24 protein-coding genes and 1 pseudogene are annotated in these 22,056 nt (G+C 65.6%); 9 read left to right on the top strand and 16 right to left on the bottom strand.

The genetic code is table 11. The features are described from left to right. Window positions 1-4 precede the first annotated feature (4 nt). The 5 genes from ACWPWO_RS10750 to radC form a co-directional block, all read right to left on the bottom strand. Window positions 5-1,765 (bottom strand): ArnT family glycosyltransferase, encoded by a 1,761-nt coding sequence (locus ACWPWO_RS10750; RefSeq protein ID WP_454006606.1) that lies wholly within the window; start codon window positions 1,763-1,765, stop codon window positions 5-7. 187 nt (window positions 1,766-1,952) lie between these two features. Beyond that, window positions 1,953-2,219, bottom strand: coding sequence for a type B 50S ribosomal protein L31 (locus tag ACWPWO_RS10745; RefSeq protein WP_454006605.1), 267 nt, complete (start codon window positions 2,217-2,219; stop codon window positions 1,953-1,955). 253 nt (window positions 2,220-2,472) lie between these two features. Beyond that, complete coding sequence (gene kynA / locus ACWPWO_RS10740) at window positions 2,473-3,327, bottom strand: tryptophan 2,3-dioxygenase (RefSeq protein ID WP_454006604.1); 855 nt, start codon at window positions 3,325-3,327, stop codon at window positions 2,473-2,475. A 4-nt stretch (window positions 3,328-3,331) separates the two neighbouring features. Beyond that, window positions 3,332-3,961, bottom strand: coding sequence for an arylformamidase (gene kynB / locus ACWPWO_RS10735; RefSeq protein ID WP_454006603.1), 630 nt, complete (start codon window positions 3,959-3,961; stop codon window positions 3,332-3,334). Between the two features lie 66 nt (window positions 3,962-4,027). After that, a complete protein-coding gene (gene radC / locus ACWPWO_RS10730) occupies window positions 4,028-4,699 on the bottom strand; it encodes a RadC family protein (RefSeq protein ID WP_454006602.1) in 672 nt (223 codons plus the stop codon). 49 nt (window positions 4,700-4,748) lie between these two features. Here radC and ACWPWO_RS10725 point away from each other — a divergent pair, with 49 nt between their 5' ends. From ACWPWO_RS10725 to ACWPWO_RS10700, 6 genes and pseudogenes are all read left to right on the top strand, one after another. After that, complete coding sequence (locus tag ACWPWO_RS10725) at window positions 4,749-5,225, top strand: FKBP-type peptidyl-prolyl cis-trans isomerase (protein ID WP_454006601.1); 477 nt, start codon at window positions 4,749-4,751, stop codon at window positions 5,223-5,225. Continuing rightward, window positions 5,225-6,196 (top strand): 4-hydroxy-3-methylbut-2-enyl diphosphate reductase, encoded by a 972-nt coding sequence (gene ispH / locus ACWPWO_RS10720; protein ID WP_454006600.1) that lies wholly within the window; start codon window positions 5,225-5,227, stop codon window positions 6,194-6,196. Before ACWPWO_RS10725 ends, ispH begins: the two co-directional genes overlap by 1 nt. 37 nt (window positions 6,197-6,233) lie before the next feature. Next, window positions 6,234-6,898, top strand: a pseudogene (gene maiA, locus ACWPWO_RS10715) (maleylacetoacetate isomerase). Window positions 6,899-7,002: 104 nt separating this feature from the next. After that, window positions 7,003-7,923, top strand: a complete 921-nt coding sequence (locus ACWPWO_RS10710; protein ID WP_454006599.1) for an NAD(P)-dependent oxidoreductase — start codon at window positions 7,003-7,005, stop codon at window positions 7,921-7,923. Between the two features lie 33 nt (window positions 7,924-7,956). Beyond that, on the top strand, window positions 7,957-9,411 hold the full coding sequence (locus ACWPWO_RS10705) for a YdgA family protein (RefSeq protein WP_454006598.1): 1,455 nt from the start codon (window positions 7,957-7,959) through the stop codon (window positions 9,409-9,411). Between the two features lie 145 nt (window positions 9,412-9,556). Then, on the top strand, window positions 9,557-9,934 hold the full coding sequence (locus ACWPWO_RS10700; protein WP_454006597.1) for a translation initiation factor: 378 nt from the start codon (window positions 9,557-9,559) through the stop codon (window positions 9,932-9,934). An 11-nt stretch (window positions 9,935-9,945) separates the two neighbouring features. Here ACWPWO_RS10700 and ACWPWO_RS10695 read toward each other — a convergent pair whose 3' ends face one another. The 10 genes from ACWPWO_RS10695 to ACWPWO_RS10650 form a co-directional block, all read right to left on the bottom strand. Then, the gene (locus ACWPWO_RS10695) at window positions 9,946-10,716 is read right to left on the bottom strand and encodes a MipA/OmpV family protein (RefSeq protein WP_454006596.1); all 771 of its coding nucleotides are present in this window, start codon (window positions 10,714-10,716) and stop codon (window positions 9,946-9,948) included. A gap of 134 nt (window positions 10,717-10,850) precedes the next feature. Continuing rightward, window positions 10,851-11,153, bottom strand: coding sequence for a DsrE family protein (locus tag ACWPWO_RS10690; protein WP_454006595.1), 303 nt, complete (start codon window positions 11,151-11,153; stop codon window positions 10,851-10,853). A gap of 21 nt (window positions 11,154-11,174) precedes the next feature. Continuing rightward, window positions 11,175-11,951, bottom strand: coding sequence for a thiol:disulfide interchange protein DsbG (gene dsbG, locus ACWPWO_RS10685; RefSeq protein WP_454006594.1), 777 nt, complete (start codon window positions 11,949-11,951; stop codon window positions 11,175-11,177). Between the two features lie 144 nt (window positions 11,952-12,095). Further along, entirely contained in the window at window positions 12,096-12,713 is a 618-nt protein-coding gene (locus tag ACWPWO_RS10680) for a Maf family protein (protein WP_454006593.1), read from the bottom strand. 23 nt (window positions 12,714-12,736) lie between these two features. After that, entirely contained in the window at window positions 12,737-13,207 is a 471-nt protein-coding gene (rlmH, locus tag ACWPWO_RS10675; protein WP_454006592.1) for a 23S rRNA (pseudouridine(1915)-N(3))-methyltransferase RlmH, read from the bottom strand. Window positions 13,208-13,280: 73 nt separating this feature from the next. Continuing rightward, window positions 13,281-13,682: a ribosome silencing factor gene (gene rsfS / locus ACWPWO_RS10670; protein WP_394060715.1), complete on the bottom strand. Its 402-nt coding sequence runs from the start codon at window positions 13,680-13,682 to the stop codon at window positions 13,281-13,283. 26 nt (window positions 13,683-13,708) lie between these two features. After that, window positions 13,709-14,308 carry a nicotinate-nucleotide adenylyltransferase gene (nadD, locus tag ACWPWO_RS10665; protein ID WP_454006591.1) on the bottom strand — a complete coding sequence of 200 codons (600 nt, stop codon included), beginning with the start codon at window positions 14,306-14,308 and terminating at the stop codon, window positions 13,709-13,711. Then, the gene (gene hemF / locus ACWPWO_RS10660; protein ID WP_454006590.1) at window positions 14,299-15,204 is read right to left on the bottom strand and encodes an oxygen-dependent coproporphyrinogen oxidase; all 906 of its coding nucleotides are present in this window, start codon (window positions 15,202-15,204) and stop codon (window positions 14,299-14,301) included. The genes nadD and hemF overlap by 10 nt, the downstream gene beginning before the upstream one ends. A gap of 21 nt (window positions 15,205-15,225) precedes the next feature. Beyond that, the gene (purD, locus tag ACWPWO_RS10655) at window positions 15,226-16,515 is read right to left on the bottom strand and encodes a phosphoribosylamine--glycine ligase (RefSeq protein ID WP_454006589.1); all 1,290 of its coding nucleotides are present in this window, start codon (window positions 16,513-16,515) and stop codon (window positions 15,226-15,228) included. Window positions 16,516-16,564: 49 nt separating this feature from the next. Continuing rightward, the gene (locus ACWPWO_RS10650) at window positions 16,565-17,296 is read right to left on the bottom strand and encodes a YebC/PmpR family DNA-binding transcriptional regulator (RefSeq protein ID WP_394060707.1); all 732 of its coding nucleotides are present in this window, start codon (window positions 17,294-17,296) and stop codon (window positions 16,565-16,567) included. Between the two features lie 163 nt (window positions 17,297-17,459). Between ACWPWO_RS10650 and ACWPWO_RS10645 the strand changes: the two genes are divergently transcribed. The 3 genes from ACWPWO_RS10645 to ACWPWO_RS10635 all read left to right on the top strand — a co-directional run bounded on the left by ACWPWO_RS10645 (window position 17,460) and on the right by ACWPWO_RS10635 (window position 21,042). Beyond that, window positions 17,460-18,956: a helicase HerA-like domain-containing protein gene (locus tag ACWPWO_RS10645; protein WP_454006588.1), complete on the top strand. Its 1,497-nt coding sequence runs from the start codon at window positions 17,460-17,462 to the stop codon at window positions 18,954-18,956. Next, window positions 18,956-19,894, top strand: coding sequence for a 2-hydroxyacid dehydrogenase (locus tag ACWPWO_RS10640; RefSeq protein ID WP_454006587.1), 939 nt, complete (start codon window positions 18,956-18,958; stop codon window positions 19,892-19,894). Before ACWPWO_RS10645 ends, ACWPWO_RS10640 begins: the two co-directional genes overlap by 1 nt. Window positions 19,895-19,971: 77 nt before the next feature. After that, window positions 19,972-21,042, top strand: coding sequence for a tartrate dehydrogenase (locus ACWPWO_RS10635; RefSeq protein WP_454006586.1), 1,071 nt, complete (start codon window positions 19,972-19,974; stop codon window positions 21,040-21,042). Here ACWPWO_RS10635 and ACWPWO_RS10630 read toward each other — a convergent pair whose 3' ends face one another. Then, entirely contained in the window at window positions 21,043-21,912 is an 870-nt protein-coding gene (locus ACWPWO_RS10630) for a DMT family transporter (RefSeq protein WP_454006585.1), read from the bottom strand. It abuts the gene before it with no gap. Window positions 21,913-22,056 lie beyond the last annotated feature (144 nt).

Here is a 22,056-nt window from a genome sequence, read left to right as displayed (position 1 = left end):
GACCTCAAGGGTTCTGGATGCGCAGCAGGCGGAAGGCTTCGTGACGGTCCGGTCCGCGCTTGCCCTGCCAGAGTTCGACGGCATTGGGCGGAATGGGCTCGTTGTTGTCGCGCAGATCGCGCAGCGAGAACTGCTCGAGCACCAGCGTGCAGCGGTTGTCGAAATTGATGTTGATGTCGTCGAAAACCAGGAAGGAGGCGCGCTGCCCCGAGCCCACGCCCCAGGAGCGCAGGCATTCGCCGGGACGGCGGTTTTCTTTCAGGGCCGCGGCCAGCTCGCCCGACACGTCGCGGTAGCTGCGCACATAGTCCAGCGAAGGCATCCACAGCGTGACCAGCAGCAGCCAGGTGGTGATGAGGCCCCCGGCCGCGAGCACCGTGCCGCGCAGCAGGCCGGGCGGATGCGTGGACAGGCGCCAGCGCACCAGGGCGATCCAGGCCAGGGTGCCCAGCGCGGCGATGATCATGACGGGCCAGGAGACGAAGGTGTCGTAGCCCTGGGTCTGGCGGGCAATGTTGCGTGCGATCTGGCTGGGCCAGCCGGTCTGCTGGGCGATCCAGCCCAGCCAGACCGTGGCGGCGGTCAGCGAAAAGCACATGATGGCGAACCAGTCCAGCGTGTTGACCACGCCGCGGCGCAGCGTGGGCAGCGAGAAGGCGGCCAGCACGGCGCAGGGCACCACCAGCAGGGCGTACTCGGGCTCGAAGGCGTCGCGCACCAGCAGCAGGCTCAGGGCGGGAATCAGGAAGCTGATGGCCGGCACGTAGATGTGCGGGGCACGCAGCCAGCTGCGCCACTGCCACAGCGCCAGCAGGGTCAGCGGCCAGGTGGGCCACAGGAACCAGGCCAGGTCGCGCAGGTTGTTGAGCTGCTCCTTCAGGCCGCTCCAGCCCCAGGCGGCCAGATGCCACAGGCGCCATTGATCGGTCCAGTAGACGCTGACCCGCTTGGCCGGTATCCACCAGGCCATGATGATGGCCACGGTCAGGGCGATGGTCAGGGCCAGCCACTGAATGTGCGAGCGCAGCGGCCCGCGCGGCAGGAAGCACAGCGCGGTGGCGACCATCACGGGCAGGGCGCCCAGCCAGCCGCGCGCCAGGAAGCAGGCGCCCAGCGACAGGCCCAGCAGGATCGCGCCCGAGGCGGGCCGGTCGAACATGCGCACCAGGCTGTAGAGCGCCAGGGCCTGCAGGGCGATCATGGCCGGCACTTCGGAGGTTTCGTGCATGCGCCAGATGATGCCCACGGTAGCCACAGTGAGCAGCAGGGCGGCGTCGGCGATCATGCGGCCGTAGTCGGCGGGCGAGGGTTCGCCGCCGAAGGGCAGGCGCAGCGGCTGGGCTTCGGGGCGTCGGGCCAGCAGATAGGCGCAATGCCAGACCGAACCGGCCAGCATGCCGAACCATAGCAGATTGGGCAGCCGCGAGGCGGCGATGGTGGCGTTCAGGTCGGAGGTGAACAGCTTGAGCAGCGGCGCGAACAGGGTGATGCACAGCACGCCCAGCCAGGTGGCCAACGGGCCGTCCTGCGCATGCGCCAGATTGCCGACCTGCGGCAACAGCAACGCCTGGCCGCTGGAATCGCCCAGGGCGGTCATCATGGTGGCCAGCCCGATCACGTCATCGGTTTTCCAGGGATCGCGGAAGAACAGGCCGGCAAGAATGTAGATGGTGCCCACGACGATCAGCACCAGTCGGGGCAGCTTGACGGCCGCGGTGGCGGTGAGCCGGGCGGGCGTGGAGTTGGGTATGAGGCTGGAAGACACGTACGGATGAAACAGTCTGTGGATTCGCCCTATGTTAAATCAAAGGGCCGCGCTGTGGCCGTGAAAATACTCCCACGCCGCGCAGGCCGAGGACGGCCTGCTGTTCCCCGAGAGGGGCATCAGCGGTAAAAAAAGGCAGCCGAAGCTGCCTTTTCTTGCGCTGAACGCGGGTACTGGCAAAGAGGGCTTATTCGCCTTTCTTGACGGTACCGGCGGTGCGGGCGAAAAGGGCGCGGAACTTCTCGACGCGGCCGGTTTCCACGATGCGCGTCTGGGCGCCCGTGTAGAAGGGGTGCGACTCGGACGTCACGTCACACTTGAACAGCGGATAGGTCTGGCCGTCTTTTTCGATGGTTTCGCGAGTCTGGACGGTGGAACGGGTGATAAAGGAATTGCCCGTTTGCAGGTCCAGAAACACCACGTCGCGGTATTCTGGGTGAATGCCTTCTTTCATGATGATTCCTGTTTTGACAAGTAAGGACCGCCAGCAGGCACTTGGCAAGCATGGGCGGGAAGCGCATACAAGGAACAGGGCATTGCCTGCCGCTGTGTTGCTGGTGCCACCCGCTGTTTATTTGCCTTACAGCGCCAAAAAGCTAATTGGGCTTTTGCCACGTATCCGGTAAAGCCTGAAATTCTAACATCGAGCCGGGGCTTTTCAAAGAAAAACCCGCCAAGCTCCGTGCAAGAGCGCAACAGACCGGTTCCTACAGATTGGTGCGCAGGCTCCAGAGTTCGGGGAACAGCACCGTATCGAGCATCTTGCGCAGGTAGGACACGCCGGAGGTGCCGCCCGTGCCGCGCTTGAAGCCGATGATGCGCTCGACTGTCGTCACGTGGCGAAAGCGCCAGAGCCGGAAGGCGTCCTCCAGGTCCGTCAGCTTCTCGGCCAGTTCGTACAGTTCCCAGTAGCGGGGCGCGTCGCGGTACACCTGCAGCCAGGCCTGTTCCACATCCGGGCTGGCCTTGTAGGGCTGGCGCCAGTCGCGCTCCAGGTAGTCGGCCGGCACCGGTACGCCGTGCCGGTCCAGGCAGCGCAGCGCCTCGTCGTAGAGCGAGGGCGCTTCGTAGGCCTGGAGGACGCCGGCCAGGCGTTCGGGGTTGTGCTGGTGGGGCTTGAGCATGGCCGCGTTCTTGTTGCCGAGGGAGAATTCGATCTCGCGGTACTGGAAGCTCTGGAAGCCGCTGGACTGGCCCAGATAGGGACGCAGGGCGGAGTATTCCGGCGGCGTCATGGTGCTGAGCACGTCCCAGGCATTGACCAGCGCGGCCATGATCTTGCTGACTCGGGCCAGCATCTTCTGCGTTTCCTGCAGCCTGTCCTCGCGCAGGCAGCCGATGGCGGCGCGCAGTTCGTGCAGCAGCAGCTTCATCCACAGCTCGCTGGTCTGGTGCTGGATGATGAACAGCAATTCGTTGTGTTCGGGCGAGAGCGGGTGCTGGGCGCTGAGCAGCTGGTCCAGGCAGAGGTAATCGCCATAGCTCATGTCGCGGGAAAAATCGAGCTTGGCATGTTCTTCAGCGACAATGCGTTCGCCGGGCGTGGGATCGGTATGGGTCATGATGTCAGGCTAGAGAACGAAGAATGGCGCGAACGGGGCTGGCGTCAGCCTCGACGAGCGCCAGGGGCAGGGCGATCAGTTCATAGTCGCCGGGGGCGATGTGGTCCAGCACCAGGTTCTCCAGCACGCGCATATCGTGGCGGCGCAGGATCTGGTGGCTGTCCAGAGTCTTGCTGCTGGCCGGGTCGACGCTGGGGGTGTCTATGCCCACCAGCCGTACGCCGCGTTCGGCCAGCAATTGCAGGCTGGCCGGCGAGTAGGCCGCGAAGTGGTCCGTCCAGGCCTGTTGCGGCGCCTGGGCGGTGGTGCTGACCAGGATGCGCGGCGGGCAGCCCTCCAGGTGCGGCAGCAGGTCGGCCGGTTCGATCAAGGCCTTGCCGTGGCGCGCATGAATGACGCGGCACGGGCCGATGAAGGGCTCCAGCGCCAGCGCGCCGGCGGCCGCGCCCAGCGGATCGTAGTGCAGGGGCGCGTCGGCGTGGGCGCCCACATGGGGCGAAAGCGTGATTTCGGATACGTTGACGGGGCAGGCGCCCGACAGTGTCCAACGCCAGCTCTGGCGGTAGGGCGTATCGCCCGGAAAGACGGGGGAACGGCTGCTGACCGGCGGAGAAATGTCCCAGATGGTGCGCATGGCGAAATCGGAATTTGGTCGGTAATGCTCGCAGTGTAGATGATTTGGTACTGAAGCAGTGTGGGTTCAGAGGTCGCCTCGTTCGGCCATGGAGACGGCCTGGGTGGGCGTGACGATGATGTGGTCCAGCAGGCGGACCTCCACCAGGGCCAGGGCCTGGCGTATGTGGCGCGTCAGGCGGATGTCGGCGTCGCTCGGATAGGCGGCGCCGGACGGATGGTTGTGCGCCAGGATGATGGCCGAGCTGTGGTGGCGCAATGCGGCGCGCACGATCTCGCGCGGATAGACCGAAGCCTGGTTGATGGTGCCGCGGCTGATTTCCTCGGCGCAGATCAGGCGCAACTGGTTGTCCAGGAACAGGGCCAGGCAGTGCTCCACCGGCAGGTGGCCGATGTGCGAGACGCAGTAGTCGCGCACCTTGTCAGCCTGGTCCAGCAGAGGCTGGCCGACCAGCGCCTCCAGGGCGCAGCGGCGCTGCAGTTCGCGGATGACCAGCAGCTCGGCGCATTTGGCCGGGCCTATGCCGTCGACCTGCCGCAGCGCGGAGGCCTCGGCCGATAATAATCCCGTGAGTCCGTTAAAATGCTCCAGCAGCGCCTGGCCGAGCTGCACGGCGTTGCGCTCGCGCGTGCCCGTGCGCAGCACGATGCCCAGCAGTTCGGGAGTGGTCAGGCAGGCCGGGCCGTGCGCCAGCATGCGTTCTCGAGGTCCTTGGACGCGTAGTGTGGGTGTGGCCATAAGAAACGCTAAAATGCGGTAATTGAATGATTTTCCATGGTGATCGATCGTGAGTAACACTGCTAGTTCCGAGGCTGGAATTGTCCGTCCGGATTCCTACCTGACGCTGCATTACCGCATAGAGCTGGCCAGCGGCCCGGCGGCGGGTTCCGTTTTTGCCGACACGTACACGGGCCGTCCGGCCACTTTGCAGCTGGGCAACGGACAATGGGCGCCGGGCATGGAGGCGCGCCTGCTGGAGCATCGCGAAGGCGAGCGCTTCCAGGTCGACATCCCTGCCGGCGAGGCCTACGGCGAGCGCAATCCGGAACTGCTGCAGCGCGTCACGCGCGGCATGCTGGCCGCCCATGCCGCCGAGGGCGCGCAATTCGAGCCGGGCGACATGGTGGAATTCGCCGCGCCGGACGGCAGCCGTTATTCGGGCGTGCTCAAGGAGATCGACGACGAGACCGCCCTGTTCGATTTCAATCATCCCCTGGCCGGCGTCGCGCTGCGCCTGGATGTCCATATTCTGGGAATTCTGTAATGAGCCAGCTTGCTGCCGCCCAGGACGCCGAAGTCGTCCTGGCCCAACCCCGGGGGTTCTGTGCCGGGGTCGATCGCGCCATCGATATCGTCGAGCGCGCCCTGGAACTGCATGGCGCGCCCATCTACGTGCGCCACGAGATCGTGCACAATCGTTATGTGGTGGAGGATCTGCGCGGCAAGGGCGCCATCTTCATCAAGGAGCTGGACGAGGCGCCCGCGGGTTCCATCGTCATCTTCTCGGCGCACGGCGTCTCGCGCCAGGTGCGCGCCGATGCCGAGCAGCGCGGCCTGAAGGTCTTCGACGCCACCTGCCCGCTGGTCACCAAGGTGCATATCGAAGTCTCGCGCATGCGCGCCGAAGGCCGTGAAATCATCATGATCGGCCATGTGGGCCACCCCGAGGTCGAAGGAACGCTGGGCCAGGCCGAGGGCGGCATGTACCTGGTGGAAACGCCCGAGGACGTCGCGCGCCTGCAGGTGGCCGATCCCGACAAGCTGGCCTTCGTCACCCAGACCACGCTGTCGGTGGACGACGCCCAGGTGGTGGCCGATGCGCTGCGCGCGCGGTTCCCGAATATCGTCGAACCCAAGAAAAGCGATATCTGCTACGCCACGCAGAATCGCCAGGACGCGGTCAAGATCATGGCGCCCCAGTGCGACCTGGTCCTGGTGGTGGGCAGCACCAACAGCTCCAACTCCAACCGCCTGCGCGAGGTGGCCGAGCGCAAGGGCGCCGAAGCCTATCTGCTGGACAAGCCCGAGATGATCGATCCAGCCTGGCTGGTCGGCAAGAAGCGGGTGGGCGTGACCGCCGGCGCGTCGGCTCCCGAGGTGCTGGTCAATCAGGTCATCGAGAGCCTGCGCGAACTGGGCGTGGGACGGGTGCGGGCCCTGGACGGCGTGGAAGAGAACATTGCCTTTCCGCTGCCGCGCGAGCTCTCGCGCAAGATCGAAAACCTGAACAAGTAAAGCCCGCGCCGCCATTGGCGGGGGGACAGGAGACGCGATGATTCTGTACAGCTATTTTCGCAGCTCGGCTGCCTATCGGGTGCGCATCGGACTGAACCTGAAGGGTCTGGACTACGCCATCGAGCCGGTGCATCTGCTCAAGGACGGCGGCCAGCAGCACCAGCCGGACTATGCGCAGCTGAATCCGGCCGACCTGGGGCCCACCCTGTCTCTTATACACACCGGACGCTGCCGACGACTCCTTACGTCTGGGACCAGCCGGCGATTCTGGAGTATTTGGAAGAACGCTATCCGCAGGCGCCCCTGTTGCCGCAGGACGCCATGCAGCGCGCCTGGGCCCGGTCCATGGCCCTGGCGGTGGCCTGCGACATCCATCCCTTGAACAATCTGCGCGTGCTGCAATACCTCAAGCGCGAACTGCAGGTCGAGGAAGAGGCCCGCAACATCTGGTACAGGCACTGGGTGGCGGCTGGCCTGCAAGGCCTGGAGACGCTGGTGCGGCGGCACCGCGACGGGCGCCATTTCATTTTCGGCGACCAGCCCGGCATGGCCGAAGCCTGTCTGATCCCGCAGCTTTTCAATGCCCGCCGGCTGGAATGCGACCTGGCGCCGTACCCGACCCTGCTGGCAATCGAGGAAAAATGCCTGGAACTGTCGGCTTTCCAGGAAGCGGCGCCCGAGCGCCAGGCGGACGCCGCCTAGCGCGCCTGTTTCAATCCCGCGAAGGGCGTGCCCTTCGTGCGCCCGCCGCCATGGCGGGTTTTTCTTGCCCAGGGCAGGAAGTTTCTTTTAAGGAATGACGGACAATGAAGATCGGTTTTTGCGGTTTGGGCCTGATGGGCCAGCCCATGGTGCATCGTCTGCTGCAGGCCGGGCACGAGGTCCTGGTCTGGAACCGTTCGGTGGACAAGGCCGGCGGCGTGCTGCAGGCCGGGGCAGTCTGGTGCGACAGCCCGGCCGTCATGGCGCGGGAATGTGAAATCGTGCTGCTGTGCGTGTTCGACGCCCAGGCCGTCCATGACGTGGTGCTGGGCGAGCAGGGGCTGGCGGACGCGCACGGCGTTCTGCGCGTGGTGGTCGACCATTCCTCGATTCCGCCGCAGGCCACGCGCGACATGGCCGAGCAATTGCGCCGGCGTTGCGGCGCGCAATGGCTGGACGCCCCTGTCTCGGGCGGGGTGGGCGGCGCGGAGCAGGGCACGCTGGCCATCATGGCGGGCGGCCAGGCGGATGTGCTCGACGAAGTGCGCCCCGTGCTGGCCGCCTATTCCCAGCGCGTCACCCTGATGGGCGGCAACGGGGCCGGACAGGTAACAAAATTATGCAATCAGACCATCGTGGCAACAACTTTGACGGCCATTGCGGAGGCCCTGAGCCTGGCCAATGACAATGGCGTGGACGCCTCTCTGATCAGCGAGGCGCTGGGCGGCGGGTGGGCCGATTCGGTCCTGCTGCAACTGTTCGTCCCGCGCATGACGCAGGGCACGGACCAGACCAAAGCCTCTATCGACACCATGTTGAAGGACCTGAACACGGTGGCCGACCTGGCCCGCGCCAGCCATACCACCATGCCGGTGGCGCATGCCGCCCAGCAGACCTACCGGGCGGGTCACCGCATGGGGATAGGGGGCGGGACGTCGCCGAGATCGTCCAGGTGCTCGGTTACAATTCCAATAAATAAACCACGATGCCAAAATCCAGTTTCGGTATCATGTCGGCAAATTTAATTTAGGACTTCTGGTCCGACAAAAGGGAAGTAAATGAAGAAAAGCACAGGGGTTGTCGCACTGGTCGTGGCGCTGGCGGCTGTTTATGGTGGTTCCACATGGTACATGGGTCAGAAGACCGAAGAGCTGGTGCGCCAGAAGGTGGCCGAGTTCAACACGGCTTCGGCCGAAAAGCTCGCGCAGTCCGGCATCGACGGCACCGTGACCATGAACGTGGTGGAGTACAAGCGCGGCGTGTTCTCGTCCGACGCCCGTTACACCGTCACGCTGGCCTCGAACGACAAGCAGGACGAGCCGCTGGAACTGACCTTCGATGACAAGATCAGCCACGGGCCGCTGCCCCTGTCCGCCCTGAAGCTGGGCAACTTCACGCCCGTCGCGGCCCTGACGCACAGCACGCTGGTCAAGACCAAGGATACGGAAGGCTGGTTCAAGCTGACCGGCGACAAGACGCCGCTGTGGGCCGACAGCCTGGTCGGTTTTGACGGCGCCGTCGATTCCACCGCGCATTTCGAGGCCATCAAGCACCAGGGCGACACCGTCAAGGTCGAATTCAGCGGCGGCCAACTGCGCGCCAAGGCTGGCGGCAAGAGCGACGACATCCTGGTCAGCGGCAATTTCCCCAATCTGCTGGTCGATGACATCGGTGAAGATCCGCTCAAGCTGCAGGCCGCCAATTTCGCGGTGGACTTCAAGCAGACCGGCGACATCAACGTGAACGGCACGCAGACCGGCAAGATCAGCGTGGACGACATCCAGTTCCAGACTCCCGAGAGCGAAGGCCTGAAGTTCAAGCAGATCCTGCTGGATACCGACGGCGTCACCAAGGATTCGGTCGGCAACGCGAAGGTGCGCTATGTGTTCACCGACATGGTGTTCGAAGACAAGCTGAGCCTGGGCTCGGTCGAACTGGCCATGAACATGGACAGCATGTACATGCCTGCCATCACGGCGGTAAGCAAGCTGGTCTCGGATCCGGGCTTCCAGGACAGGATCGACAGCGAAGATCCGCAGACCGCCAAGCTGCTGCTGGAGCAGGTGCTGGTCGCTCTGGAGCGCAAGCCCGTGCTGAGCATCGAGCCGCTGCGCTGGTACAACGAGCAGGGCGAGACCAAGGCCACGCTGCGCGTGGACCTGCAAAAGCCCGCCGCCACCTTGCAAGAACTGGAAGACAGCCCTCAACTTTGGCTGCAGGCCATTCCGTCGGCCCAGCTGAACCTGCTGGTCTCCAAGCCCATGCTGCGCGGCGTGGCCACCCAGCTGGACAAAGCCGAAGGCGTCTCGCCCGAGGAAGGCTCCACCGCCATGCTGGACATGATGCTCGAGGCCGCCGTACAGCCTTACGTCGAGTCCAAGCTGCTCAAGCAGGATGACAATTCCATCTCCACGGAAGTCAAATACCTGGGCGCCGATCAAGGCTTTGACATCAACGGCCAACATTTCACCACTGACGACCTGATGGGTCTGGTGCTGATGAGCATGATGTAAATCGGCCCTGGCCTTGCCGATCAAGCCCGCCTATCATAGGTGGGCTTTTTTTCGGCGGGCCGCCCAAGGAAAAAAGCGCCCCCTCGGGGGCAGCGTGCGGGCGCAGCTCCAGTGGCGTGGGGGTTTTTTTTGAAGGGACGAGCACATGGCAAGTTTGTCGGATCAGTTGTCCAGGCTGGTGTATAGCACGGAACAGGGCAGGATGTGCCCCGGCTGCGGGCAGCCCCGGGCGCAGTGCTGCTGTGAGCAGGAGCGCCGCCAGGAACGTCTGTCGCGGCCTCAGGGGCCGGTGCGCCTGACGCTGGAGACCAAAGGGCGCAAGGGAAAAGGAGTGACGGTGGTGGGGGGGCTCGTCATGGACGAGCCGGATTTGAAGGCGCTGGTGAAGGAACTGAAGAACGCTTGCGGGGCGGGCGGCACGCTCAAGGACGGCGTGCTGGAGATTCAGGGCGACCATCGCGCCGTGGTGCAGGCGCGCCTGGAGCAGCGGGGCCTGACGGTCAAGCGCGCCGGCAGGCCCTGAGACGAGCGGGATCAGAAGCTGTAGCCCAGCCCCACGCCGCCGAACACGCTGCTCTTCTTTTCCACCAGCGGGCTGTCCTTGGCTTCTTCGCCCAGGGTGTTCACGCCCAGCACGCCCTGCAGGGACCAGCTCTGGCTCAGCTTGTGGGTGTATTGGCCGTACAGGGAGTAGGAACGCAGGCCGGCGTCGGGCCGGTAGGCGTGCAACTGGCCGTTGCTGGCGGCGGCCTCATGGCTTTTCACGCCGAAATAGGTGCGCATGGCCTTCTCGTTGGACCACTTGAACTCCGTGCCCAGGGAGAAGCTGCTGTCGTGGTCGTTCCAGAGGCGGTAGCTCAGGTCGATCACGGCGTTGGCGCCGTAGCCGCTCTTGAGGGCCTGATAGTAGCTGGCCTCCATCTTGGCGGGGCCCAGGCGAAGCGCCGTGAATACCCCCAGGTTGCCGTGGCGGCTGATGTCGTCCGTGCCGTACAGGCGATCGGCGTCGTCGGCCTTGCGCGAACGCGCCAGAGAAGCGTAGGTGCCTACGGTCCAGTTTTCAGTCAGATTGGTCTGCAGGCCCACGGCGGGCAGGCCGGCCTTGGGCGCCAGGAAGAAATGGCCGTTGCGGTGCGAGAGCAGGGGATAGGGACGGGCGCCGTAGCTGTCCGCGCCTTCGTACTTGGGCATGAAGCCCACGCCCACGCCTATCGTCGTCTGCTGGGCGACGGCCTGGCTGGCTCCCATGGCGAGCAGGATCAGCAGCAGGCTGGGGCGAAAGACGGTACGGGAACGGGCAGACATGGGCACTCCTTGTGGAACGGATACAAAATATGCCCGCCTTTGCGGCGGGCGTAACTATCGTAACAAGGTTTGCCGGCCGGGGTGTCAAATCATGACCGAACGGTATGGTATGTTGTCCTTAGCCCACAAGGAATTCAGGACCGGATGTAGGCCCAGCCGTCCTGCTGCAGCCGTACCAGGGCGGTGACCGCGCCCTGCTCCAGGACGCGCAGGCGCTTGGGCGCGTTCAAGTCCAGGTTGCGCAAGGTGTTGGGGCACAGATAGGTATAGGCGTCGCACTCGTGGGCTTCGCCCTGGACGCAGGCCGTCACGGCCTGCGCATTGGCGATGATGCGCACCTGGGCGTCGGGCATGTCCTTGAGCAGGTTGCGGGCGTTGTTGCGGGCGCGCTGCAGGGCGTCGGGCGTGGGGGCGTGAAGCAGAACCTGGGTCGTCATGGTTTGGTCTCCGGGCAAAAGTCAGCGCGGGCCGAAAACGCGCTCGGCCGCCTCGGGAGAGGCGCCGGTCTGCATCTGCATACGGCCTTGCTCATCCCGCCAGACCATGGCGGGCGTGGCGCGCAGGTCCCAGCCTACCATCAGGTCCTCGTTGGCCGTCAACTGGGCGTCGATGTCGGCGGGAATGTCGGCCAGGCCCTTGACGCCCCCGCTGCGGTCCTTGAGCATGGCGGCGGAGTGCTCGTGCAGGGCGGCGGCCGGGTCCTTGGACGCCAGGATGGCGGCCGCCTTGGGGCCGCTGGTGGGCGTGAGTATGCCCACGAGGATGTGGCGCAACTGCACCCTGCCCGAATCCACCCAGGGGCGGGCCATCTGCCAGAGCTGCATGCAGTAGGGGCAGTTGGGGTCGGTGAAGACATACACGATGCGCTTGGCGTCATCCTTGCCGTCGGCGATCCAGCGCGACTTCTCCAGCTTGCCCTGCATGTCTTTGGCGATGGCCGGCTGGACCAGTGCGTCCAGGCCGGCAGGGTGCACTTCCTCTCCCTTGGCGTCGATCAGCGTCCCGACCAGCATATGCTGGCCGTCGGGCAGGACATAGATGGCCAGGGGGCGATTGCCGTTGTAGGCGCCCCAGGCCTTCAGGCCGCCGGGCGCATCGAACTGGCCCACCACCGAGAAACCTTGTTCTTCCAGCAACTGCAGGGCAGGGGGGCGATCGGAGGCCTGAGCCGGGGAAGCTGCGCAAATCAGGCCCGCCAGGGCTGCGCGCAGGGACAGGGAGGAGGCTTGCTTCAAGGCGATTCGTGCGAAATGGGACGGCATGGTTTTATATATCCATTAAAAATATATAAATAAATAAACGGAATGAAGAGTGGGACTGCGCAGTCGGCGCGGAGTTCCCGATTCCTGTCATGCCGGCTGCCCGCATGACAGGCTGCGTCAGGCCGTCTGGACCGCCACCAGGTCGGCCAGCTGCAGCAGATGGTAGGTTTCGTGCACGGGCAGGCCCATGATGCCCGTGTAGCTGCCGCTGATATGCCGCACGAACATGCCGCCCAGGCCCTGTATGCCGTAGGCGCCGGCCTTGCCCATGGGTTCGCCGCTGGCGCAGTAGCGTTCGATCTCGCGTTCGCTGAGCGTCTTGAAGCTGACTTCGCTGATGCTGATGCTGTCGTATTCGTTGCCGCGCGCGCCCAGGCACAGCGCGGTCATGACCTTATGGGTGCGACCCGAGAGGGCGCGCAGGATGCGCCGGGCGTCATCCTGGTCGGCGGGCTTGCCGAAGATCTCCTCGTCCAGGCAGACGGTGGTGTCGGCGGCCAGGATGGCGCGCTGGGGATCCAGGCCCGGTTGCGTTGCGCGCCATTGCAGGGCGCGCAGCAGCTTGTCGCGCGCGGTGCGCCGGACATAATCCAGGGCGCGTTCATCGGCCAGCCGCGGCTCGTCCTCGCCGGGCGGGCTGGGGACGGCCAGCACCTCGTGGGGCACTTGCATGCTGACCAGCAGATCGTGGCGTCGGGGACTGGCGGAGGCGAGATAGATCGGTACGAATTGCATGATGCTTGACTGGAAGTGGGATTCTAGGCGCGGTGGTAAGGGTGGCCGGTCATCACGGACCAGGCGCGGTACAACTGTTCGGCCAGCAGGATGTGCACCAGCGGATGGGGCAAGGTCAGGGAGGACAGGCGCAGCATGCCGTGACAACTTTGCTTGAGGGCGGCGTCCAGGCCGTCCGGCCCCCCGACCAGAATGGCGATGTCCCGCCCCTCGCCACGCCAGCGCTCCAGTTCCTGGGCGAGCTTGACCGTGGTCATATCCTTGCCGCGCTCGTCCAGCGCAATGCGCAGGGCCTGGGCGGGGATGGCGGCCTCGATGCGCTTGGCTTCGGCCTGCATCATCTGCGCCGGCGTCTTGCCGCCGCTGCGCGGTTCGGCCTTGATCTCGCGCAGTTCCAGGGCGCAATCGGCCGGCATGCGGCGTGCGTATTCCTGCCAGCCCTGTTCGACCCAGTCCGGCATGCGCTGGCCAACGGCGATGACAATCAGTTTCATGGCTTATGGTGGAGAAAAAAAAAGGCCGCCTTGCAAGTGCGGCCTGCGCGCCGCCGGGATCGGCGGGCTGGGCTTACTGTTCGTCGTCCGGGCCGTCGTAGAAGCCCGGCTGCGGGATCTGGCGCGACTGCGGCAGCAGTTCCACGTCCACCGGACGCTCGCCCCAGAGATCCTCCAGGTTGTAGTACTGGCGGATGGCCGGCTGCATGCAGTGCACGACGACGTCGCCCAGGTCGATCAGCACCCATTCGCCGGTGTCGTCGCCTTCGTGAGCCAGGATTTCGACCTTGTTCTCGCGAGCCTTGTCGATGACGCTGTTGGCCAGCGCGCGGGTCTGGCGGTTGGACGTGCCGCTGGCGATGACCACGCGGTCGAACAGCCCGGTCATGTGGGTGGTGCTGAAGACCTTGATGTCCTGGGCCTTGACGTCTTCGAGGGCATCAATGACGATGCGTTGGAGTTTTTCGATATTCATAAAAAGAACTATACAGGGCGTGCCTGTCAGTGGGAAAGATAGAGTCCGTTTTTGCGGATGTAGTCGGCGACTTCCTCCGGGACCAGGCCGGCGATGTTGTCGCCGCGCCGCACTCGGTCGCGGATGTCCGCGGCCGACACGTCCATGGGCGTGAAGGCGATGCGATGCAGGCGCCGGCCCAGTTGTTCCAGGCGCGCCGCCAGCGGGGCCGGCGCCAGCGGGGCGGCGCCGGGGCGCTGGGCCACGGCCAGCTCGACGCGCTCGGCGATTTCTTCCCAGGCATGCCAGTTGCAGAAGTTGAGCAACTGGTCGCTGCCCAGTATCCAGTAGTAATGCGGCCCGGCGGGCAGGGCGCGCAGGGTTTCGACCGTATAGGTCGGCCCGCCGCGGCGGATCTCTTCCGCGTTGACGCTGAGCTCCGGATAGGGGCGCACGGCCAGCGCGGTCATGGCGAGCCTGTCCTGTGCGCTGGCGCCCAGGGCGGGGCGCTGCCAGGGCTGGGCCGCGGGCAGCAACTGCACTTGGTCCAGTTCCAGTTGCCGGCGGGCCGTCAGGGCCAGGGCCAGGTGGGCCCGATGGACGGGGTCGAAGCTGCCGCCCAGCAGACCGATGCGGACTAGATCCATTCGCGCGGCACCAGGTACTGCGCCAGCGCGGCCTCCGGGGTGCCGTGCTCGGGCGACCAGTTGTAGCGCCACTTGGCCTGGGGCGGCATGGACAGCAGGATGGATTCCGTGCGCCCGCCCGATTGCAGGCCGAACAAGGTGCCGCGGTCAAAGACCAGGTTGAATTCGACGTAGCGGCCGCGCCGTATCGCCTGGAATTCGCGCTGGGCGTCGGTGTAGGGCCTATCCATGCGGGCGCGCACGATGGGGGCATAGGCCTGCGTGAAGCAATCGCCCACGGAGCGGGTCAGAGCGAAGCTGGCTTCGAAGCCGGGCTCGTTCAGGTCGTCGTAGAAGATGCCGCCGATGCCGCGCGTTTCGTTGCGGTGCTTCAGGTAGAAATACTCGTCGCACCAGCGCTTGTAGCGGGGATAGTATTCCGAACCATGCGGCGCCAGCGCGTCGTGGCAGACCTGGTGGAAGTGGCGCGCATCATCCTCGTGCAGGTAGTACGGGGTCAGGTCCAGCCCGCCGCCGAACCAGAACACGTCCTTCTGGCCGTGTTCCTGCGCCTGCGCGACGAACATGCGCACGTTCATGTGCGTGGTCGGCACGTAAGGATTGCGCGGATGGATGACCAGCGATACGCCCATGGCCTCCCAGGGACGGCCCGCCAGTTCGGGGCGATGGGCGCTGGCCGAAGGCGGCAGGGCGTGGCCCTTGACGTGGCTGAACAGCACGGCCGCGCGCTCGAACACGGGGCCGTCTTCCAGGAAGCGCGACAGTCCGCCGCCGCCTTCCTGGCGCTTCCATTCGTCCGCCTCGAAACGCGAGCCGTCCAGTTCCTGCAGCGTGTCCACGATGTGGCTTTGCAACTGGCGGAAATAGGCCTGGGCGGAATCAACGGGTAAAGACATGGGAAGACCTTGCTGCGGGGATCAGGATTCGTTGGCGGGCAGGGCGCGCCAGCCGATGTCGGTGCGGAACTGCTTGCCGTCGAAGTGCGTCTGGGAAATGGCCTGGTAGGCGGCTTCCTGGGCGCGGCGGATGGAATCCGACAGCGCAGTGACGCACAGCACGCGTCCGCCCGTGGTCACGATGGTCTCGCCATCCAGGCGCGTGCCGGCGTGGAAGGTCACGCAGGTATCGGTGTCGGGAGCGAACTGGATGATGGGATCGCCCGTGCGCGGGGTGTCGGGATAGTTGGCGGCGGCCATGACCACCCCGATGGCGGTGCGCCGGTCCCATTCGATGGTGGCTTCGTCCAGCTTGCCGGCCAGGGCCAGCTCGAAGGTCTCGGTCAGGTCGCTCTTGATGCGCATCATGATGGGCTGGGTTTCAGGGTCGCCCATGCGGCAGTTGAATTCCAGCACCTTGATGGGGCGGGTGGCGTCGGGGCCGTCGCCGATCATGACGCCGGCGTACAGAAAGCCCGTGTAGGGCAGTCCTTCCTTGGCCATGCCCTGCATGGTCGGCAGGATCACTTCGCGCATGATGCGGTTGTGCAGCGTGGGGCTGACGATGGGGGCGGGCGAGTAGGCGCCCATGCCGCCGGTGTTGGGGCCCTGGTCGCCGTCCTTCAGGCGCTTGTGGTCCTGGCTGGTGGCCATGGGCAGCACGTTCTTGCCGTCGCACATGACGATGAAGCTGGCTTCCTCGCCGGTCAGGCATTCCTCCACGACCACGCGCGCGCCAGCCGCGCCAAAGCGCCCGTCGCCCAGGATGTCGTCGATGGCGCCCAGGGCTTCTTCCAGGGTCGTGGCCACGATGACGCCCTTGCCGGCGGCCAGCCCGTCGGCCTTGACCACGATGGGGGCGCCCTGCTGGCGGATGTAGTCCTTGGCCGCTTCGGGATCGGTGAAGGTCTGGTAGGCCGCCGTGGGGATCTTGTGGCGGACCATGAAGGCCTTGGCGTAATCCTTGGAGCTTTCCAGCTGGGCGGCCGCCTGGGTGGGGCCGAAGATCTTCAGTCCGGCGCTGCGGAACGCGTCCACGATGCCGGCGGCCAGCGGAGCCTCGGGGCCCACGATCGTAAAGGCGATTTTTTCCTGCTGCACGAAGGCGATCAGTTCCTGGATATCGGTGATGTCCAGGTTCTTGATGCGTTCGGCGCGGGCCGTGCCGCCATTGCCCGGGGCGACGTAGACGGTCTGCACCCGGGGGGACTGGGCCAGGCGCCAGGCCAGGGCGTGTTCACGGCCGCCGCTGCCGACAACAAGTAGCTTCATAGTGGTGAATTCGGGCAGGGCCCGCAAAGAGGAGTTTCAGGAACCAGTGTTATTCGGCTTCGTCCATGACGGCGGTGGTGTAGACCTCCTGGACGTCGTCCAGGCCTTCCAGCGCGTCCAGGAGCTTCTGCATCTTGGCGGCGTCATCGCCGCTGAGCTCGGTTTCGTTCAGGGCCTTCATGACGATGCCCTCGACTTCGGGCGCCAGGCCGGCGGCTTCGAAGGCGGCCTTGACCGCGGCGTATTCCGAGGGCGGGCACAGCACTTCGATCAGGCCTTCCTCGTCGGTGAGCACGTCGTCGGCGCCGGCCTCCAGGGCGACTTCCATGACGGTGTCCTCCGAGGTGCCGGGAGCGAACAGGAACTGGCCGCAATGGCGGAACTGGAATACCACCGAGCCGTCCAGGCCCAGGTTGCCGCCGTTCTTGGTGAAGGCGTGGCGCACGTCCGAGACGGTGCGCTGGCGGTTGTCGGTCATGCAGTCCACGATCACGGCCGCGCCGTTGATGCCGTAGCCTTCATAGCGGATTTCTTCGTAGTTGGCATCGTCCGCGCCGCCCGAGCCGCGCTGGATGGCGCGCATGATGTTGTCCTTGGGCATATTGGCGGCAGTGGCCTTGTCCCAGGCCAGGCGCAGGCGCGGGTTGGCGTCGGGGTCCGGGCCACCGGCGCGCGCGGCCACGGTGATTTCACGAATGATCTTCGTCCAGAGCTTGCCCCGCTTGGCGTCCTGGCGACCCTTGCGGTGCTGGATGTTCGCCCATTTACTATGTCCGGCCATAAAGTATTACCAATTCAGTAGTCTGCGTTCAAGAAAAGTGGAACTATTTTAACCTGTCTGTGAAGCAAGAGCCTGTCCGCACTTTTTTCATGACGCCCGGGCTCTTGCGAAAGTCGCTAGAATTCATTCATTTGGCATTCTATCCGGAAGGTGAAGAACGATCATGGCCGATCCCATCCTGCTTGCCCAGAACGGCGACACGCCGATTTACCTGCTGCCCGCCCTGGCCAATCGCCACGGCTGTATCACCGGCGCCACGGGGACCGGCAAGACGGTCACGCTGCAAGTGCTGGCCGAAGCCTTTTCGCGTCAGGGCACTCCCGTGTTCCTGGCTGATGCCAAGGGCGACCTGAGCGGCATCTCCCAGGCGGCCCAGCCCAACCCCAAGCTGCAGGAGCGCCTGCAGAAGCTGGGGCTGCCCGAACCCGCCTGGGGCGCCAATCCCGTCACCTTCTGGGATATCTTCGGCGAGCAGGGCCATCCGGTGCGCGCCACGGTCTCGGACATGGGCCCGCTGCTGCTGGGACGCATCCTGGAACTGAACGACACCCAGGAAGGCGTGCTGAACATCGTGTTCCGGGTCGCGGACGATGAAGGCCAGCTGGTGCTGGACCTGAAGGATCTGCGCGCCATGCTGCAGAACGTGTCCGATCGCGCCGCGCAGTTGCGCGCGCAATATGGCAATGTGTCGGCCGCCAGCGTGGGCGCCATCCAGCGCGCGCTGCTGCGCCTGGAAACAGAAGGCGCGGACCGCTTCTTCGGCGAGCCGGCGCTCGATGTCATGGACTGGATACGCACCGACTCGTCGGGGCGCGGCATGATCAACGTGCTGGCCGCCGACAAGCTGATGCAATCGCCGCGCCTGTACGCGGTCTTTCTCTTGTGGATGCTGGCCGACCTGTACGAGCGCCTGCCGGAGGTCGGCGACCTGGACAAGCCGCGCCTGGTCTTCTTCTTCGACGAGGCCCACCTGCTGTTCACCGGCGCGCCCAAGGCGCTGCTGGAGAAAGTGGAGCAGGTGGTGCGCCTGATCCGTTCCAAGGGCGTGGGCATTTATTTCGTCACCCAGAACCCGCTGGACATTCCCGATACCGTGCTGGGGCAGTTGGGCAACCGCGTCCAGCACGCCTTGCGGGCCTTCACGCCCCGCGATCAGAAGGCGGTCAAGACGGCGGCCCAGACCATGCGTCCCAATCCGGGACTGGACATCGAGGCCGCCATCACGGAACTGGGGGTAGGCGAGGCCCTGGTGTCGCTGCTGGACGAAAAGGGCCGGCCCAATCCCACCGAGCGGGCCTGGCTGGTGGCGCCGGGCAGCCGCATCGGCCCGGCCACGGACGCCGAGCGCCAGGCCGTGCGCCAGGCTTCCTTGCTGGGCCTGAAGTACGACCAGGCCGTGGATCGCGAATCGGCCTATGAGGAGCTCGCCAGGCGCGCCGCCGGCGCCCCGGCTGCAGGGCCGGCCGGCGAGCAGGGCGCGCCCGCCAAGCGGGACGACGGCCTGATGGGAGCCGTGAACGATTTCCTGTTCGGCACCACGGGTCCGCGCGGCGGCAAGAAAGACGGCCTGGTGCAGAGCATGGTCAAGACCGAGGCCAGGCGCGCGGCCACCAAGCTGTTGCGCGGCGTGCTGGGCTCGCTGCTGGGAGGCAAGCGCTGATGTCGGCCGGACAGCCTCACCTGATCGTCGCCACGCCCAGGGACAGCGAAACGCAGCGTTGGGCGCAGCATTTCCGCGACGCCTATCCGCAGTGGCGCGTCGATGAATTCGTACCCGGCCGCACCGCCACCGGCGCCCATTACGCCGTGGTCTGGAAGCCCGATGCATACCTGTTCAGCCAGGAGCCGGGGCTGCGCGCCGTGTTCAACCTGGGAGCGGGCGTGGACGCCATGGCCGCCTCCATCCCGGCGGGCATGCCTTTGTACCGGCTGGAGGACGCCGGCATGGCCGAGCAGATGGCCGAGTATGCCTTGTATGGCGTCCTGCAGGCCACGGGGCGTTTCCGTCCCTATGAAGAGCAGGCCAGGGAGGGGCGCTGGAAGGCCCACCGCCCCGTCGATCGGCGTCAATGGCCGGTGGCCGTGCTGGGCCTGGGCGTCATCGGGCGCAAGGTGGCCGATCTCATCGCCAGCCTGGGCTATCCGGTGCGCGGCTGGTCGCGCACTTTGCGCCAGGCGGGCTTTCCCTGCTACGCAGGCGAGCAGGGGCTGCAGGAATGCCTGGCGTCCAGCCGCATCCTGGTCAACGCCTTGCCGCTGACGCCGCAGACCCAGGGTCTGATCAATCGGGACACGCTGGCGCGCCTGCTGCCGGGCGCCTACCTGATCAATCTGGCGCGGGGCGCGCACGTCGTGGACGAGGACGTGCTCGAGGCCCTGGACAGCGGCCAGCTGGCCGGCGCGCTGCTGGACGCGTTCACGCAGGAACCCCTGCCGCAGGATCACCCCTTCTGGGGCCACCCCGGCGTCATGGTCACTCCCCACATCTCGGGCATCACTTTGCGCGAGCAGGCGCTGGAGCAGATCGGCTCCAGAATCGCCCTGCTGCACCAGGGCCGTGAAGCCGGCGGGCGAGTGAACGCCGCCCTGGGCTACTGAATCGCGGCAACAGAAGCGCCGGCCGTCCAGCCGGCGCTTTTCACAACAATTACATTGCAAAACCACAAGGAAGTTGAATGAGCACAGTACATCGCATTGCCGTGATCGCCGGAGACGGGATCGGCAAGGAAGTCATGCCCGAAGGACTGCGGGTCATGGAGGTGGCGGCCCGCCGCCACGGCATCCGCTTCGACTGGAAGGAGCTGGACTGGAGTTCCGAGTATTACCAGAAGCACGGCCGGATGATGCCCGAGGACTGGAAGGCCCAGCTGGCGGACGTGGAAGCCATCTATTTCGGCGCCATGGGCTGGCCCGAACTGGTTCCCGATCACGTGTCGCTGTGGGAGTCGCTGTTCAAGTTCCGGCGCGAATTCGACCAGTACATCAATCTGCGGCCGGTTCGCCTGATGCCGGGCGTGCGCTCGCCCCTGGCCGGCCGCGAGCCGGGCGATATCGATTTCTTCATCGTCCGCGAGAACACCGAAGGCGAATACTCCAACAGCGGCGGCATTCTGTTTGAAGGCACGGAGCGCGAAGTCGTGATCCAGGAAAGCGTATTCACCCGCACCGGCACGGATCGTGTGTTGAAATTCGCCTTCGAGCTGGCCCGCAAGCGCGGCAAGCACGTCACCAGCGCCACCAAGTCCAACGGCATTTCCATTTCCATGCCCTGGTGGGACGCGCGCCTGGCCGAGATGGGCAAGCAGTATCCGGACGTCAAATGGGACAAGTACCACATCGACATCCTGTGCGCGCATTTCGTGCAGCATCCGGACTGGTTCGACGTGGTGGTGGCCTCCAATCTGTTCGGCGACATCCTGTCGGACCTGGGCCCGGCCTGCACCGGCACCATCGGCATTGCTCCCTCGGCCAACCTGAATCCGGAACGCCGTTTCCCGTCGCTGTTCGAGCCCGTGCACGGCTCGGCGCCGGACATCTACGGCAAGGGCATCGCCAATCCGGTGGGCCAGATCTGGAGCGGGGCGCTCATGCTGGACTTCCTGGGCCATCCCCAGGCCGCTTCCGAGGTGGTGCGGGCCATCGAGCAGGTCCTGTCCCAGGGACCGCGCACGCCGGACCTGGGCGGGCAGGCCGGCACCCGCGAGGTGGGCGAGGCCGTCGCCCGCGTGCTTCAGGACATGGCCTGATCAGTCCGATGGTTTCGGCCTGGGCGGCCGCAGGCCCGCCCAGGTGATGGCGCCTATCATGATGGCGCCGCCCAGCAGGGCCCGCGCGCTGGGGTACTGCGCAAACAGCAGAGCCGCGAAGGCGATGGCGTAGACCGGCTCCAGCGCGATCACGATGCCTGCGCTGCGGGCGTTGAGCACGGTCAGCGCCGACACCAGCAGATAGTGCGACAGCGCCGTGCAGAACACGCCCAGCAGGGCGATCCAGAACCAGTCCAGCAAGGATGGCTGCCCCAGCAGGGGCAGCGCGAATGGCCAGCACATCAGCGCCACGAACAGATTTTCCCACCAGGCCACCTGCTGGGCCGACAGATGCTTGGCCGCGCGCCGGTTGATGATGGTGAACATGGCGAAGGTGAAACCCGAGGCCACCGCCCAGGCCAAGCCTATGGTGGACTGGTCCTGGAAATCGAAGGAAGGCGTCACCAGCAGCAGGCCGAAGGTGACCAGCGCCAGGATGATCCACTCCGACAGCGTGACGCGTTCGCGCAGCACGCCCCATTCGCACAAGGTGATGAAGGCGGGGAAGCTGGCGAAGCCCAGCGTGGCGATGGCCACGCCGCCCACCTTGACCGCCACGAAGAAGGTCGCCCAGTGGATGGCCAGCATGACGGCTGCCGACAGCAGGATGCCCAGGTCGCGCCGACCCATGCCCTGGCGCAGGCGCCGGCCCTGGGAGCGCACGCTGATGAACAGGGCCAGGACGGCGAAGCTGGCCCGGCCCGCCGTGATCAGCATGGCCCCCGCCTGGATCAGTTCGCCGAAAATGCCGGTCAGTCCGAAAAGGACGGCCGCCAGGTGGATGGCAGCCAGGGCGCGCCGCTGGGTCATGTGAAACAGTCCGACAAAAAGAGGATCAAAGTAGGCTATTCTGGTGTTTTGGACCAGGGAGCGGCACGGCCGGCGCCGATGCGGCGCGGGTGCACGGCGTCATTCTAACCAACTTGCCGCACGTCGCTATCATCGAAGGAGCAA

Source organism: Alcaligenes sp. Marseille-Q7550 (genome assembly GCF_965112015.1).
Note: the sequence above shows the minus strand (reverse complement) of the source record. Positions and strands in the feature narration are given on the sequence as shown.

Coding starts and splice junctions, on each gene's coding strand:
- ACWPWO_RS10745 (WP_454006605.1), bottom strand. CDS start 2,219: ATGAAAGAAGGCATTCACCCAGAATACCGCGACGTGGTGTTTCTGGAC.
- kynA (WP_454006604.1), bottom strand. CDS start 3,327: ATGACCCATACCGATCCCACGCCCGGCGAACGCATTGTCGCTGAAGAA.
- kynB (WP_454006603.1), bottom strand. CDS start 3,961: ATGCGCACCATCTGGGACATTTCTCCGCCGGTCAGCAGCCGTTCCCCC.
- radC (WP_454006602.1), bottom strand. CDS start 4,699: ATGGCCACACCCACACTACGCGTCCAAGGACCTCGAGAACGCATGCTG.
- ispH (WP_454006600.1), top strand. CDS start 5,225: ATGAGCCAGCTTGCTGCCGCCCAGGACGCCGAAGTCGTCCTGGCCCAA.
- ACWPWO_RS10710 (WP_454006599.1), top strand. CDS start 7,003: ATGAAGATCGGTTTTTGCGGTTTGGGCCTGATGGGCCAGCCCATGGTG.
- ACWPWO_RS10705 (WP_454006598.1), top strand. CDS start 7,957: ATGAAGAAAAGCACAGGGGTTGTCGCACTGGTCGTGGCGCTGGCGGCT.
- ACWPWO_RS10700 (WP_454006597.1), top strand. CDS start 9,557: ATGGCAAGTTTGTCGGATCAGTTGTCCAGGCTGGTGTATAGCACGGAA.
- ACWPWO_RS10695 (WP_454006596.1), bottom strand. CDS start 10,716: ATGTCTGCCCGTTCCCGTACCGTCTTTCGCCCCAGCCTGCTGCTGATC.
- ACWPWO_RS10690 (WP_454006595.1), bottom strand. CDS start 11,153: ATGACGACCCAGGTTCTGCTTCACGCCCCCACGCCCGACGCCCTGCAG.
- ACWPWO_RS10680 (WP_454006593.1), bottom strand. CDS start 12,713: ATGCAATTCGTACCGATCTATCTCGCCTCCGCCAGTCCCCGACGCCAC.
- rlmH (WP_454006592.1), bottom strand. CDS start 13,207: ATGAAACTGATTGTCATCGCCGTTGGCCAGCGCATGCCGGACTGGGTC.
- rsfS (WP_394060715.1), bottom strand. CDS start 13,682: ATGAATATCGAAAAACTCCAACGCATCGTCATTGATGCCCTCGAAGAC.
- nadD (WP_454006591.1), bottom strand. CDS start 14,308: ATGGATCTAGTCCGCATCGGTCTGCTGGGCGGCAGCTTCGACCCCGTC.
- hemF (WP_454006590.1), bottom strand. CDS start 15,204: ATGTCTTTACCCGTTGATTCCGCCCAGGCCTATTTCCGCCAGTTGCAA.
- purD (WP_454006589.1), bottom strand. CDS start 16,515: ATGAAGCTACTTGTTGTCGGCAGCGGCGGCCGTGAACACGCCCTGGCC.
- ACWPWO_RS10650 (WP_394060707.1), bottom strand. CDS start 17,296: ATGGCCGGACATAGTAAATGGGCGAACATCCAGCACCGCAAGGGTCGC.
- ACWPWO_RS10645 (WP_454006588.1), top strand. CDS start 17,460: ATGGCCGATCCCATCCTGCTTGCCCAGAACGGCGACACGCCGATTTAC.
- ACWPWO_RS10640 (WP_454006587.1), top strand. CDS start 18,956: ATGTCGGCCGGACAGCCTCACCTGATCGTCGCCACGCCCAGGGACAGC.
- ACWPWO_RS10635 (WP_454006586.1), top strand. CDS start 19,972: ATGAGCACAGTACATCGCATTGCCGTGATCGCCGGAGACGGGATCGGC.
- ACWPWO_RS10630 (WP_454006585.1), bottom strand. CDS start 21,912: ATGACCCAGCGGCGCGCCCTGGCTGCCATCCACCTGGCGGCCGTCCTT.